Source organism: Parafrankia sp. BMG5.11 (genome assembly GCF_004337455.1).
Genome location: NZ_SJXI01000080.1, coordinates 37,447 through 50,925 on the forward strand (window position 1 = coordinate 37,447; position 13,479 = coordinate 50,925).

Consider the following 13,479-nt stretch of genomic DNA (forward strand, 5'->3'; position numbering starts at 1 on the left):
CTGGACCAGACCCGTTGCTGCCGGGTCCGTGATGTCGGCCAGGTCCGGTCGGGCCGGTGGGGTCTGTGTGGTGGCCATGAAGGTGCTCCTCCCGCGGGGCGCCGTGTGGGCACGACGTCGTCGGCCACGAGGATGCGTCGCGCACGATCCAGCCGACGAGTACCGATCCCGTACTGGTCCTGTCCTGCTGTGTTGTGATGCCTGCCTGCCGCCCGCATCCACGGCCTGTCCAGGCCAGGTACGGGCACGGGTCGGGCACGGGTCGGGCACGGGTCGGGCGGGGCGGTGCGGGCGAAGGCGAGGCGGGAGCGGGACCGTGAGTGCGGGCCAGGGGTGCGGACCGGTACGGGATCTGTACTACCGCCGGCGTCCACCCAGGTGCGACCCTCCGGGTATGGCCCGCCACGCCGAGTACTGTCCGATCGCCGTCGGCGTCGAGGTCGTAGGGGACCGATGGACGCCCCTCGTCCTCCGCGAGCTCAGTATCGGCGCGAGCGGGTTCAACGAGATCCACCGCGGCCTGCCGAGGCTGAGTCGGACCCTGCTTGCGCAGCGGCTGCGGACGCTCGAGCGGCGTGGCCTGGTGCACCGCGCCGCGGCCGTGCCGGGGCGGCAGGTCCGGTACTCGCTGACTCCGGCCGGAACGGCGCTGGCGTCCGTGGTCTGGGCACTCGGCCAGTGGGCGGCTCGCAGACCCGAGCGACGAAGACTGCGATGGCCTGGCCCTGATGTGGCGCATGCACCAGTGCGCCGTCGGTAGCTCGCTGCCCGACCGGCGGACCATCGTGCATCTTGTCCTCAGCGGCGCAGGAGCGGCCGAGGGGTGGCTCGACATCGACGAGCGCACCGTGACCGTGTGCCGGGAGGACCCGGGCCGGGACGTCGATCTGACCCTCGAGGCCGAGACCGCGCACATGCACCGTTGGCTGGTGGGGGTCGCGTCCTTCCGCGAGCTCACGGTGGACGGGCACGTGCGCCTGCATGGTCCCGCCCGACTCGTGCGGGCGTTCCCGGAGTGGTTCAGCACCACCGCCTTCGCGGAGGGGCTGCGGCGGGGCAGGCTACGCCGCGATCAGGAGGCTGTCTCGCCCTGAGGTGCCCCGGCCGCGGGCCTCGGGCCGGCCACACCGGCTGGCTCGGCCACGTCGGCCAACTCGTCCATATCGGCCGATTCGGCCCTGCCCGCCGATTCGTCCAGGTCTGATTCGTCCAGGTCAGCCGAGTCGGCGATGCCCGCCGACTCGGTGAGGCCCGCCGATTCGGCGATACCAACCGATTCGGCCATACCCGCCGACTCCGCCAGGCCGGCCGAGTCGGTGGTGCCCGCGGGCCCCGCCGGCCGAGGTGTCTCGGCCAGCCTGGCGGCCTCGTTCTTCGCCGCTTCGGCCTTCGCGGCCTCGAGGCCGGACATGGTGCGCAGCGGGACCTCGCGCAGCATCAGCGCCAGCACCAGACCGAGCAGGAGCACGCCGACGCCGACCAGGAACATCACGTCCATCGCGTCGGAGAAACCGACCATGAACGGGTGGGCGATGGCCTTCTCGATGGACTGGAGGAAACCGGTGTCGTCCAGCGAGCCACTCGACGTGACCTGCTGGAGCTGGTCCGGGTGCGCCGCGACCGCCGCGGCGAATTCCGGGGTGCCCTCCGCCGCCGAGTAGGCGTCGGCGATCCTGGACGGTGCGGCACCGAAGAGGATCGAGAGGAACATCGCCGTCCCGAGCGTGCCGCCCATCTGCCGGAAGAAGGTCGCCGAGGCGGTCGCGACGCCGATGTCGCGCGGCGCGACGCAGTTCTGCATGGCCAGGACGAGGGTCTGCATGTTCAGCCCGAGCCCGGCGCCGAACAGCAGCATGTACAGGTCGGTCTGCCACAGGGGGGTGTCGGCGCCGACGAACGACAGCAGGCCGAGTGCGACGAGCAGCGCCACGCATCCGATGATCGGGTAGCGGCGGTACCGGCCGCTGCGCGCCGTCAGCCGTCCGGACGTCATCGACGCGGCCATGACCCCGAGCATGAGCGGGAGCAGCAGGAGGCCCGCCTTGGTCGGCGACGCGCCCTTGACGATCTGCAGGTACAGCGGGAGCGCGGCCAGCCCGCCGAACATTCCGATACCGACGACGATCGAGAGCGCCGAGCTCACCGAGAACGTGTGGATGCGGAACAGCCGCAGGGGGATCAGCGCGTCGTCACCCATCCGCTGCTCGGCCCAGACGAAGCCGGCCAGGCCGGCGACGCCGATCACATAACAGGCGATCGAGGCGATCGAGACCCAGCCCCACTCGCGGCCGCGCTCGGCGACCAGGAGCAGCGGGACGACCGCGGCCACGATCGCGCCCGTACCCCACCAGTCGATCTTCGTCGACCCCCGTTGGGTGGTCGGGCGCAGCACCCTGTTGACGACGACCAGGGCGATCAGGCCGATCGGGACGTTCACCCAGAAGATCCATCGCCAGCCGGCGAGGCCGAGCACGCTGTCGCGGCCCGACAGGAAGCCGCCGATGACCGGACCGGCCACGCTGGAGGTCGCGAACGTCGCCATGAAGTACGCCATGTACTTGGGACGCTGCTGCGGCGACACGATGTCCGCCATGATCGACATCGCGAGCGCGAAGAGCCCGCCGGCGCCGAGGCCCTGCAGGGCTCGGAACCCGGCGAGCACGTACATGTTGGACGCGATCCCGCACAGCACCGAGCCGACGATGAAGATCGAGATCGCGAGCATGAACAACGGCTTGCGGCCGTAGATGTCGGACAGCTTGCCGTACAGCGGCGTCGTGACGGTGGAGGTGATGAGGAAGGCGGTCGTCACCCAGGCCTGCGCGGACAGCCCGTGCAGGTCGTCCCCGATGCTTCGGATGGCCGTCGCGACCACCGTCTGGTCGAGCGCGGCGAGGAACGTCCCGAGCAGCAGCGCGGTGACGATCGTCATGATCTGCCGGTGGGTCATCCCCCCGCTCGGTGCCGCGGGCGTCGGCGCCACGGTCTCGGCGGTCATCGGCAGTCCTCCCTGGTCGAAGGACCCGTGCCGGTGTGGCCCGAGGGTGCGTCGTGGGCGTCCTGGGTCCTTGTCATTCCGGACAGCGCGCTGGTCGGCTTCGTCGTCCAGGCGGGCTGGTGGGCCTCCATGTCGTCACCGAACCGGCGCAGCATGGTGGCGAAGGTGACGAGGTCCTCGCTGCTCCAGCGGGCGAGCATGCCCTGGTAGCGCTCGTTGCGAACCTGGAGATGATCCCGGTAGACCTGCTCGCCGGCCTCGGTGACATACAGCACCACCGCCCGGCCGTCGTCGGGGTCGGCGCGCCGCTCGACGTAGCCGGTGCGTACCAGCGCGGCGATCTGCCTGCTGACGGTCGACGGGTCGGACTGGACCGAGGTCGCGAGGGCGCCGAGGCGCATCGGGCCGCCCGCGGCCAGGTGCGAGATGAGGATCTGCGCCGCCCACTCCACGTCGTGGCGCGCCTTGGCGAGGAGTTGGGCCCGGGCGCGGGTGAGCCCGCGCATCAGTCGGGCCAGATCATCCGCGAGCTGCGCGACCTGCTCTTCACGTTCGATCGGGGTGTCGTGTGGGGCGGTGGCGATCGTGGGCGCCCTGCCGCCGGGTGCCTTGCTGTCTGTGGTCGCTGTCTCGTCCATGCTCGCGGAGCTCTCCCTGCCGTCGGTGGCCGCGGTGTCTCGTGAACCGCCGGCGTCGACCGGCGACGGCTAACGTGGTCGGCAATTGGCTGCAGCATACAATTAATGCCCCGGCGAATGGCGACCCCGCATCACGCCGCGTTTACGTGATCCGACTCACAGTGTCTCAAGGATAGGTCTGGTCAGAGGGCCTGGTGATCAGTGGACCATGGAGCGCAGCACCGTGTCGGCCTTCAGCGAGAGCTGCTCGGCCTGGGAGAGGAGCGCATCAGCCCGCGCGTCCAGGGAACGCTGCGACTCGGTGAGCTCGTGATCGGTCAGGACGTCCGCCGCGTCGCCCAGGCCGGCACCGGTACCCGTACGCGGGCCGGCGCCCGCATTCGGGCCGGTTCCCCTGCTCGCGCCGTTTCCCGTGTTCGGGCCGGGCCCGTTGCCCGGTGCGCCGCCCGGCTGACCCTGCACGCCGCCGGGGCCGGCGGCCCGCGCCAGTGGCCGGCCCTCCCGGGGCAGGCGGGCGGTGGTCGCCGCCCGCCGCGGGCGTGACTCCATCCCGGGGGCACGCCGGGGCCGCGGCGCCGTCCCCCGGGGCGGTCCGGCCTCCGGCCGCCCCGCGGTGGCATGCCCGGCGAGCTCCGGCTGCCCAGGGTGACCTGGCTGCCCGAGTCCAGGATGCCCGGAGTGGCCGTTGGCCTCATGTGTTCCGCCGGGCCCGCGCCGGCCGCGGGCCGCGCTCCGGTCGGCCGCCTTCTTGCTGGCGCCGGCCGCGCCCCCGCCGCCCGAGCCCTTCCTGGCCGGGCTCTTGCTGGCCGGGCTCTTGCCGGCCGAGCGCTTCCCGGGCGAGTCCGGGTCAACCGAGCCCTTGCCGGCCGCGTGCCCGGAGATCGTGGCCGCTTTCGCGCTGGCGGTGTGCAGCGAGTGGATGCGGGCGTCGAGCCGGTCGCGGTCGTCGACCAGCTTCGCGAGCTCGCAGTGGATGCGGTCGAGGTCGTTGTGCAGGCGGCGGCACTGCCGGCGCTGCGCGCGGTCGGTGCTGGCGCGGCGCCCCCGGCTCAGGTCGGTGCGCAGCGTCTCCAGGTCGCGGTGGAGCAGGTCCTCGAGCCGGGAGAGCTGGCCCTGCGACTGGCGGGCCCGCAGCCGGGACAGCTGCCCGGTCACCAGCGGCGAGGTCGCGAGCGTCCGCACCCCGAAGATCATGATCATCAGGCCGGCGATCTGCCCGGCGACGGCGAGCGGCCCGACCCGCAGCATCCCGCCGAGCAGGAACACGCCGATGGCGACGCCGGCGAGGGGCTCCATGCTCACGGCGGCCGGCAGCGAGGCGGGCAGCGGGGCCATCTCGTAGGCGCTCTGCAGGAGCAGGCCGCTGGTCAGCGCCACCACGACCACCGCGTACGTCTGCCACGAGGTCGGCAGCGCGCCGATCCCGGACGTCTCCACGAGCCTGCCGACCCCGCCGACGAGGGCCCCCTGCAGCGCGGAGAGCAGGCCGGCCCCGCCGGCGAGCATGGTGGCGCGGCGGGCCGGGTCCAGCCGGCGGGTGCCGAGCACCGCCCACATGGCCAGGCCGCCCACCGACGCGCCGGTGAGGATCCAGCCCACGGTCGTCGCCGCGTCGACATCACCCTGGTGCGGATCCCCGGCCAGCAGGAAGGTCGCCAGGCCGAGCGCTGTCGCGGCCGCGGCGGCCCAGTCGCGCCGCGGAACCCGTCTTCGGGCCCAGACGGCCGCCAGTGGCAGCGCGAACAGCAGCTGGCACACCTGAAGTGGGGCGACGAACGCGATCGTCGAGCGGGCCAGCGCGGCCGCCGCCGCGAACGTGCCGATCGCCGAGAGGCACACGCCGACGTCCCAGAGCGGACGGCGGACCAGCCAGAGCAGCAGCCTCAGCCGCAGCACGTTCTCGGGCGGCGCGTGGAACGCGACACGCTGCTGGATCACCGCGGATACGCCGAAGCACACCGCGGATACCAGGCCCAGCAGGTAGGTCGTCACCATCTCTAGTCTCGTCCCGCGCCGGGCGGCGCTGTCTGTGAACATCCTGCCCGATCCACGGAACACCGTGGCAGGCGCCTTCCGGAGGATCACCACCGGATACAGGTGGTTGATCCAGCCGTGTCCGGTTGGTGGTCTCTTCGCGTTTCTGACCGCCGACGCACGCGGAGGTGAGGGCCCGCAGGCCACGCCGGAGGCAACAGTATGGGACGGCCCCCCGACCCACGGCCACGCGGGAGCCGAGGTCGCGCCCCCCGTCGACGGTGCGCGGCGGCCCAGCTCACGCTGTCGCGACCGGCACCTCTGGGCGAGCGGCCCTCCTCCGTGAGTGGACCCGGTCGGGGCACGTGCGGCATCCACGCGGCGCTGAGTCCGGGCGGGTGCTGGGCGGCTCGCGGAAATGCCGCGGCCACCTCCGTGAGATCGGCGCACGCTCAGGTCGGCTGGTCCGTCACCGTGACCTGGATCTGCCGGTTGTTCCCGTCGCGGTCGATCCCCAGGGCCACCGTGTCCCCGGGGGCGACCGCCCGCAGCCGCGCGCTGAAGTCCTCCGCGGAGGAGACCGGTTTGCCGTCGAAGGACAGGATCACGTCCCCGGGACGCAGCCCCGCCTTCTGCCCGGGGCTGTTGTCGGTGACGTCCAGGACAAGCGCCCCGCTGTCGACGTCCAGCCCCAGGGTCGCGGCGATCTGGGGTTGGAGGGTGGTGAGCTGGACGCCGACGAAGGCGTGCCGCACCTTGCCGGTAGCGAGGAGCTGCCGGACCGCGTCGACCACCGTCGCCGACGGGATGGCGAATCCGAGGGAGACGGCGCCGCTCTGCGGCGGTACGTACGCCTCGCTGATGCCGACCACGCGTCCCTGACCGTCCAACAGCGCCCCGCCGGAGTTGCCCGGGGAGATCGCGGCATCCGTCTGGATCAGGTCGACCGCCGGGCTGCCCCCGCCACCGCCGGAGGCGGGCAGGATGCGGTTGAGCCCCGAAACGATACCGGCGGTCACGCTGTTCTCCAGCCCCAGCGGGCTGCCGATGACGACGGCCAGCTCGCCGACCCGCGGAAGCTGCTGGCGGAATGTCGCCGCCGGCAGTCTGGTCCGATCGACCCGGACCACCGCGATGTCGCTGATCTCGTCCGCGGCCTGGACGTCCCCGGCCATCCGCCGGCCGTCGGCGAACGCCACCTGCACCGACCCGTTCGAGGCCGACGCGACGACGTGCTGGTTGGTGACGATCACGCCGTCCTGCCGGTAGACGACGCCGCTGCCCAGCTCCGACCCGGCGATGATCGTGACGACCGACGGCTCGACCCGGGACACGACGTCGGGAACGTCCACCGATCCCGCCGCGACCGCCCCGGACGCCGCCCCGGCCTGTCCCGACGCGCCTGCCACCAGGAACGAGATCAGCGCGAGCAGGCAGACGAGCAGTTCCGCTGCCCGGCCATGTCTGGCGTGCGGTCCGAATTCCATCGCTGTCCCCGTCCGTCGCTCCTTGTGCGCTTCCGCCGGCGCCCCGGACCAGACAGAGATGCCCCGTCCAGCCCCGGTTCGCACACCAGCGGCGAACGGATGGTCACGCGGCCAGGGACTGCGATCAGCGCCCGTCACGGCTTCCGCCCCGAGCCGCTCTCCCTGGTCGAGGAGAAGAACGAACGGCCTGGCGAACGCGTGTCGCTGTCGGTGACTGCCAGCCACGCTTGGTGAGATCTGGCCCGTGCGGGCTGTCGTCGATTGCCGACCGGGACGTCGCCGGCCGCGGCTCGGTGTGGCGATGTTCGCGGCCGCTGCGGCGGTTGCGGGGTTGTGCGGTGCGTTCACAGCCTGCGGAGCCGCCCGGCCATCCGGCGCGGATGCCGGTGGCGGTCTGGACGTGCGCGCGGAGAACGCGAAGCTGCCGGGAGACTGCGGGCTCGCGCGGCTGGGAACCGCCCACCAGGTCGAGGGCTGGTTTGACCGGACCAGCGTCGCGCCCGGCGAGCCGGTGCGGCTGTTCTCGTCGACCACGGCGCAGACGCTCACGGTGTCGGTCTTCCGGGTCGGCTGGTACGACGGTCACGGGTGCCGGCTGGTCGAGCATCGGGGCCCGTTGCCGGGCGTCCGGCAGCCGGTGCCGGGCCCGGCGCCGGGAACGAACACGATCGCCACGTCATGGCGGCAGACGACGACGTTCGCGACGTCGTCCTGGCCGGCGGGCGACTACCTGATCCGGCTGGACGACGCCGACGGCTGGCAGGCCTACGTCCCGCTGACCGTCCGCGGCCCGGCGCAGCCGGGCCGGATCGTGATCCTCAACGCGGTCACCACCTGGCAGGCCTACAACGCCTGGGGAGGCTACAGCCTCTACCACGGACCGTCCGGGCGGTTCACCGACCGTGCCAAGGTGGTCTCCTTCGACCGGCCCTACGACTTCGGGGACGGCGCCGCGGACTTCACCGGCAACGAGCAGCCGCTGGTGATGCTCGCCGAGCGGCTGGGTCTGCCCGTCCGGTACGCGACGGACATCGACCTGCACGCCGACCCGCACCTGCTCGACGGGGCCCGCGCGGTGATCTCCCTGGGTCATGACGAGTACTACAGCCGGGAGATGCGCGCGGCGCTGACGGCGGCACGCGACCGCGGGGTGAACATCGCGTTCCTCGGCGCGAACGCGGTGTACCGCCGTATCCGCCTGTCGGCGTCGCCAACCGGGCCGAACCGGACCCAGGCCGGATACAAGATCGCCGCCGAGGACCCACTGTACGGGGTCGACAACTCACGGATCACCGCCAACTGGCCCTCCCCACCGAACGCCGACCCGGAGAGCTCACTGACCGGCGGCATGTACCAGTGCAATCCGGCCCACGCGGACATGACGGTGTGGAACCCCCGGCACTGGCTCCTGGCCGGCACCGGCACCGCGACCGGCGACCGCATCCCCGGGGTGATCGGGCCCGAGTACGACCGGGTCGACGCATCGGTGCCAACCCCCGGCCAGATCGAGGTGCTCGGTCACTCGCCGGTGACCTGCCGGGACGATCCCGACTTCGCCGACGTCACCTACTACACGGCGCCCTCCGGTGCCGGTGTCTTCGACGCCGGCACCAGCGCCTGGGTGTGCGCCCTCAACGACGTCTGCGGTCCCGGCGTCCACGGCCCGGCGCCCCGGGCCTTCACCACCCAGGTCACGGCGAACCTGCTCCGGGCCTTCGCCGCCGGCACCGCCGGGCGGGCGCACCCGGCGGCCCGCGCCGTGCCGACCGACTACCGCGAGAAGGCCGACGGGGTCGAACGCTGAGCGCCGCGCACGCCGTGCTGCTCGTGCCCGGATCGGCGCAGGCGACATCCCGTCGGCGACCACCCGCCGAAGCGCAGGCGGGCCGGAACAATCAAGCCGGCCTTCGCTGAAGTCCGCGTGGACGCGGTACGGGGCCGCCCCGTTGGGGGCGCCGCTACTGGTACCCGCGAATCTCGCGGAACGCCTCGGGCAGCGACGACGACCGCGCGTCGAACATCTCGCCGCCGGTCCACTGCGCGATGTCGCGCATCTCCTCGACCCGGGCGTCGCCGAACACCACGGTGAACGTCCGCACCGCCCGTGCAGTCCCGGGCAGGGCCGTATAGGAGGAGTGGAAGGCGTCCGCGTCGACCCCCTGGTTGTTCTCCCCGTCGGTCATCAGCACGATCGAGGTCAGGAAGTCCGGTTCGCGGCGTACCGCGGTCTCGGCGTAGGAGTAGGCCGAGGTCATCGCGGTGTAGATCGCCGTGCCGGAGCCCAGGGTCAGCCCGTCGGCCGCGGCGGAGATCGCCGTCAGGCCGGCCGAACCCGGCTCGGGGTCGTCGACGGTGAACTCGAGGGTGTCATGCACGGCACCGCTGAACGTGATCAGGGTGACGCGTTCGCGGCCGCGGAACCGGGTGAACCGCCCGGAGAGGCTGTCGTCCGTCCCGGCGAGCCCCTTGAGGGTGGTGCGCAGCAGCGCCAGTCGTTCGCCCTCCATGGACGGTGAGACGTCCAGGACGAAGATCGCGTGGCTGGGGCGGCGGTACTCGTCCAGGTAGGAGCTCAGCAGGTGGTCGGCGACGGCGCGGGTCGCCGGGAACGGCAGTTCGGCGGGAAGGTCACGCACCGGCCACGGGGCCGGGTCGATGCGTACTCCCGGTGTCACGGGGCGGCGGTGGGTCAGCGCGGTGATGCGCCGCTGTATCTCCGGCGTGCGCAGCCAGCCGGCCAGCCGCTCGTACTCGGTGCGCCGCTCGCCGCGCAGCAGCTGCAGAGGGTAGTCGGCGGTGATGATCCCGTCCCGTGGGTAGACGAGGGTGAGCGGCGTCGAGCGCAGCCGGCCGGCGTTCAGCGTCAGCAGCTCCGACTCGTAGTTGATCATTCCCCCGATCTGGCCCCCGCCCTGTGTGCCAGCCCGGCCCCCGGGCTGTGCGCCGGGCTGTGCCCCGGCCTGTGTGCCGGTGGTCGCGAAGGCGTCCGTCAGCCAGGCGGAGCTGCCGGCGGTGAGCACCTGGCCGCGGAAGAACGCGGTGAGCTCCGCCGGGCGGATGTCGTCCAGGGTCAGCGCGTCGGACGTGCCGGCGAGCGCGGCGGCGACGCCGACGAGGGCGGAGAAGCCCGAGTTCGACGCCGACGGGTTCGTCATCGCGTAGGTCAGCTCGCCCGACGAGACCCTGGCAGCGACGTCGGCCCAGGTGACGGACTGGTTCCCGACCCAGCCGAAGCGGCGCGCCAGCTCGGGGCGCACGCCGATGACCACCGGGGACATCATCGTCGTCATGCGGTCGATGACCGCGTTCCTGCCCTCGGGGGCCAGTCGCAGGTACCGGTCGGAGGCGAACCAGGCCGCGTCGACCGCCGGGTCGCGCGCGGCGATCCGGTCGACGCCGTCAAGGGTTCCGGTGTACTCCATCGTGACCTCGATGCCGGTCTGCTCGTTGAACTCGTCGAGCAGCGGTTCGAGATCGCGCAGCTCCGAGCCCGCGAGCACCCGCAGCGCCCCGGGGGTGCCGCCAGGACGTCCCGGCGGTGGGTCACCGCCGTCACCGCCGCCCGAGCAGGCGGTGGCGATCGCCCCGGCCACGAGCAGTGCGGCCAGCCCGGCTGCGGCCCGCCGGATCATCCGGCTCCGCCGGATCATCCGGCCCCCTCCTCGTACCGGGCCTCGATGCGGTCGATCATGCGTTCGGAGATCTCCTGACTGGGTGGCTCGACGACGTCGACGAGCTCGGCGGGGCCGGTCGCCGCGCTCGAGGCGCGCGCTTCGCGCTCCGCGCCGGCGGCGGCGGGGTCGCTCGGCCGGAACCCGTGCCGGACGGCCAGCCGGGTCAGCTCGGGGTCGGTGGTGAGCAGCGTCCCGACCGCGTTCCCGGCGTCGGTGAGCGGGACGACCGTGTGCCGGGCGTAGACCGTCGGGGTGGGATAGAGAAGACGCATGTCCGGGGTGATCGAGCCGTCCGCGGCCCGGACCCGTTCCAGGAACTGCGCCTCGTAGATCATCACGAGTGGGGCCTTGCCCATCCCGATGGAGAGGAAGTCGTCGAACGGCTCGGCGGTCGTCGCGTCCAGGTAGCCCTGGCGCAGGAACAGGCCGGCGGCGAGATCCGCCATCCGGTCGGCGGTGCGCGCGTCGGTGACGACCTCGTCGCCGTTCGCGACGTAGGAGACGAGTGCGAGGTAGAGCGCGGCCGAGTTCGACGTGCGGACGTCCGTCGACCCGATGAGCACCGAGCGGTCCGTCCGGTAGACGGCGTCGGCGCCCGGCAGGTCGGACCAGCGGGTTCCCGCGGCCACCAGATCCAGGTAGGCGCGCATGTCGAAGTAGGACGTGCCGCCTTCGGCCCGCACCACCCCGGCGCGGGTCAGCAGGTCGGCGATCGGCCGGAACGTCGCGATCGCCATCGGCGAGGAGAACGGCATGCTGGACCGGGTGACGCCGTGGTCGCGGAGGATGCGGTCGGCCTGCGGGGTGTTGGCGGGGAAGACGAGGTCGTAGCCGGTCAGGTCCCGGTTGGTGGCGATGTCCCGGCTGCCGGCGACGTCGACCTCGAGCCGGTACCCGGCGTCGGCGAGAGCCTTGGTGACGTCGGGATCGTTCAGGAACGACCGCTTCTCCGATCCCACCAGGGCACGGACGGTGGTGAGCTCGCCGCCGGACCCGCCGAGCCGCGGCACGACGGCGAGCACGACGACCCCCGCCAGCAGTAGCAGCACGGCGAGCGCGATTCCGAGAACGCGGGCCGGGCGCACGGGGTGATCGTCACGGATCGGGCGCACGGGGTGATCGTCATGGATCAGGCGGCGCGGCCGTGTCGTTCGTGCGACACGGCACCGGGAGTTCACCAGAATGTCGCCCTCGCGTGGTCTGACCCACCCCGATGGTTCGCGGGCTGGACCGGAGTTCGACCACGCCGGTCAATGTTCGATCTATGCCGCCGTTCGCGGTGATTGCTTCGCTGGGTGCACGCGCCGTCGGCGAGAGCCGCCGCCGCCGCGTTGGAGGATCTGTGGCGTCTCGCGGGGTGGATCTCCCCGGCCCGGACGGGCCCGGCACGAGCACTGAGACAGGCACGAGCGCTGGGACGGGCACGAGCACCGGGAACGGCCGGCGCGGCGTGGGCCGGCGTGGTCTCATAGCCGGGCTCGCCGCCGCGCCGCTGGTCGCGGCCACGGCGCCGGCCGCGTCAGCGGCGGCGGTGGCCGCGCCGGCGGCGGCACCGTCCGCGGCGGCTCAGGGCCGGGGGAACCGGATCCTGGTGATCGGGCACCGCGGCGCCTCGGGCTACCGGCCCGAGCACACCCTGGCCTCCTACGAGCTCGCCGCCCGCCTGGGCGCCGACTTCGTCGAGCCGGACCTCGTCGCGACGAAGGACGGCCAGCTCGTCTGCCGGCACGAGCCGGAGATCGGCGGCACGACGAACGTCGCCGACCGGCCCGAGTTCGCCGCCCGCAAGGCCACGAAGACGCTCGACGGCATCCCGGTCACCGGCTGGTTCACCGAGGACTTCACCCTTGCGGAGCTCAGGACGCTGCGCGCCAAGGAGCGGCTGCCGGCGATCCGGCAGGAGAACACGATGTACGACGGGCGGTTCGAGATCCCCACCCTCATCGAGGTTCTCGACCTGCGTAAGCGGCTCTCGGCGGAGCTCGGCCGCGAGATCGGCGTCTACCCGGAGACCAAGCACCCCACGTACTTCCAGAAGGCCGGACTCCCGCTGGAGAAGCGGCTGCTGGACCTGCTGAACCGCTACGGCCTGAACACGCGCAACGCGCCGGTGTTCGTCCAGTCCTTCGAGACGACGAACCTGGCGGAGCTGCGCCGCCTCGGGCTGCGGACGTCCGCCGTCCAGCTGCTGAGCGCGAGCGGGGCGCCCTACGACCTCGTCGCCGCCGGTGACCCGCGGACGTACGCCGACCTGGTGACGCCCGCCGGCCTGAAGGCGATCGCGGCCTACGCCAACGGCATCGGGCCGGAGAAGGGCCAGGTCATCCCGGTCGGCACCGACGGGAAACTCGGCGCACCGACACCGCTCGTCGCGAACGCGCACGCCGCCGGCCTGCTGGTGCACCCGTACACGTTCCGCGCCGAGAACTCGTTCCTGCCGGGGGAGCTGCGGCGGGGCACCAGCCCGAGCGACTTCGGCCGGGGCATCGACGAGCAGGTGACCTACCTGCGGGCGGGCATCGACGGGCTGTTCACCGATCAGGCGGACGTCGGCGTCGTCGCCCGCGCCGAGGCGGCGCGCCGCTGATCCGCCCGCGCGCCCCGCGCCGACCCTTGGCGCACACCCCGCCGCCCCGGCCAGCCCCGGCCCACGCCGCCGCCCGGCGTTAGTCCCCGACCCGCCCCGTCGACCCGCCCCGTCGACCCGC

Annotated in this window: 10 protein-coding genes; 4 read left to right on the top strand and 6 right to left on the bottom strand. The window is 72.7% G+C overall.

Annotation, left to right across the window (positions count from 1 at the left end; all coding sequences use genetic code 11):
- Positions 1–394 precede the first annotated feature (394 nt).
- Positions 395–760 carry a helix-turn-helix domain-containing protein gene (locus E0504_RS52735; protein WP_235013728.1) on the top strand — a complete coding sequence of 122 codons (366 nt, stop codon included), beginning with the start codon at positions 395–397 and terminating at the stop codon, positions 758–760.
- Positions 738–1,094: an SCP2 sterol-binding domain-containing protein gene (locus E0504_RS52740; protein ID WP_235013730.1), complete on the top strand. Its 357-nt coding sequence runs from the start codon at positions 738–740 to the stop codon at positions 1,092–1,094. The genes E0504_RS52735 and E0504_RS52740 overlap by 23 nt, the downstream gene beginning before the upstream one ends.
- Here the strand turns inward: E0504_RS52740 and E0504_RS40090 are convergent.
- From E0504_RS40090 to E0504_RS40105, 4 genes are all read right to left on the bottom strand, one after another.
- Entirely contained in the window at positions 1,073–2,998 is a 1,926-nt protein-coding gene (locus E0504_RS40090; protein WP_131626942.1) for a DHA2 family efflux MFS transporter permease subunit, read from the bottom strand. The two genes, E0504_RS52740 and E0504_RS40090, sit on opposite strands and share 22 nt — an antisense overlap.
- Positions 2,995–3,636 carry a MarR family winged helix-turn-helix transcriptional regulator gene (locus tag E0504_RS40095; protein WP_071065755.1) on the bottom strand — a complete coding sequence of 214 codons (642 nt, stop codon included), beginning with the start codon at positions 3,634–3,636 and terminating at the stop codon, positions 2,995–2,997. The genes E0504_RS40090 and E0504_RS40095 overlap by 4 nt, the downstream gene beginning before the upstream one ends.
- 198 nt (positions 3,637–3,834) lie before the next feature.
- On the bottom strand, positions 3,835–5,631 hold the full coding sequence (locus tag E0504_RS53735) for a DMT family transporter (RefSeq protein ID WP_112105204.1): 1,797 nt from the start codon (positions 5,629–5,631) through the stop codon (positions 3,835–3,837).
- 431 nt (positions 5,632–6,062) lie between these two features.
- The gene (locus E0504_RS40105; RefSeq protein WP_112105205.1) at positions 6,063–7,097 is read right to left on the bottom strand and encodes a S1C family serine protease; all 1,035 of its coding nucleotides are present in this window, start codon (positions 7,095–7,097) and stop codon (positions 6,063–6,065) included.
- 301 nt (positions 7,098–7,398) lie between these two features.
- On the opposite strand from E0504_RS40105, the gene E0504_RS40110 reads away from it, so the two are divergent.
- A complete protein-coding gene (locus E0504_RS40110; RefSeq protein WP_112105210.1) occupies positions 7,399–8,901 on the top strand; it encodes a N,N-dimethylformamidase beta subunit family domain-containing protein in 1,503 nt (500 codons plus the stop codon).
- 154 nt (positions 8,902–9,055) lie between these two features.
- Here E0504_RS40110 and E0504_RS40115 read toward each other — a convergent pair whose 3' ends face one another.
- A complete protein-coding gene (locus E0504_RS40115) occupies positions 9,056–10,747 on the bottom strand; it encodes a VWA domain-containing protein (RefSeq protein WP_131626943.1) in 1,692 nt (563 codons plus the stop codon).
- Positions 10,744–11,883, bottom strand: coding sequence for a hypothetical protein (locus E0504_RS40120; protein WP_368672054.1), 1,140 nt, complete (start codon positions 11,881–11,883; stop codon positions 10,744–10,746). The genes E0504_RS40115 and E0504_RS40120 overlap by 4 nt, the downstream gene beginning before the upstream one ends.
- A gap of 338 nt (positions 11,884–12,221) precedes the next feature.
- On the opposite strand from E0504_RS40120, the gene E0504_RS40125 reads away from it, so the two are divergent.
- Positions 12,222–13,358, top strand: a complete 1,137-nt coding sequence (locus E0504_RS40125) for a glycerophosphodiester phosphodiesterase (RefSeq protein ID WP_112105207.1) — start codon at positions 12,222–12,224, stop codon at positions 13,356–13,358.
- The last annotated feature ends 121 nt before the right edge of the window (positions 13,359–13,479 follow it).

Bases quoted from the DNA above. Each gene is read 5' to 3' on its own strand.
- E0504_RS52740 (WP_235013730.1), top strand. From the start codon at position 738: ATGCACCAGTGCGCCGTCGGTAGCTCGCTGCCCGACCGGCGGACCATC.
- E0504_RS40095 (WP_071065755.1), bottom strand. From the start codon at position 3,636: ATGGACGAGACAGCGACCACAGACAGCAAGGCACCCGGCGGCAGGGCG.
- E0504_RS40115 (WP_131626943.1), bottom strand. From the start codon at position 10,747: ATGATCCGGCGGAGCCGGATGATCCGGCGGGCCGCAGCCGGGCTGGCC.
- E0504_RS40090 (WP_131626942.1), bottom strand. From the start codon at position 2,998: ATGACCGCCGAGACCGTGGCGCCGACGCCCGCGGCACCGAGCGGGGGG.
- E0504_RS53735 (WP_112105204.1), bottom strand. From the start codon at position 5,631: ATGGTGACGACCTACCTGCTGGGCCTGGTATCCGCGGTGTGCTTCGGC.
- E0504_RS40110 (WP_112105210.1), top strand. From the start codon at position 7,399: ATGTTCGCGGCCGCTGCGGCGGTTGCGGGGTTGTGCGGTGCGTTCACA.
- E0504_RS52735 (WP_235013728.1), top strand. From the start codon at position 395: ATGGCCCGCCACGCCGAGTACTGTCCGATCGCCGTCGGCGTCGAGGTC.
- E0504_RS40105 (WP_112105205.1), bottom strand. From the start codon at position 7,097: ATGGAATTCGGACCGCACGCCAGACATGGCCGGGCAGCGGAACTGCTC.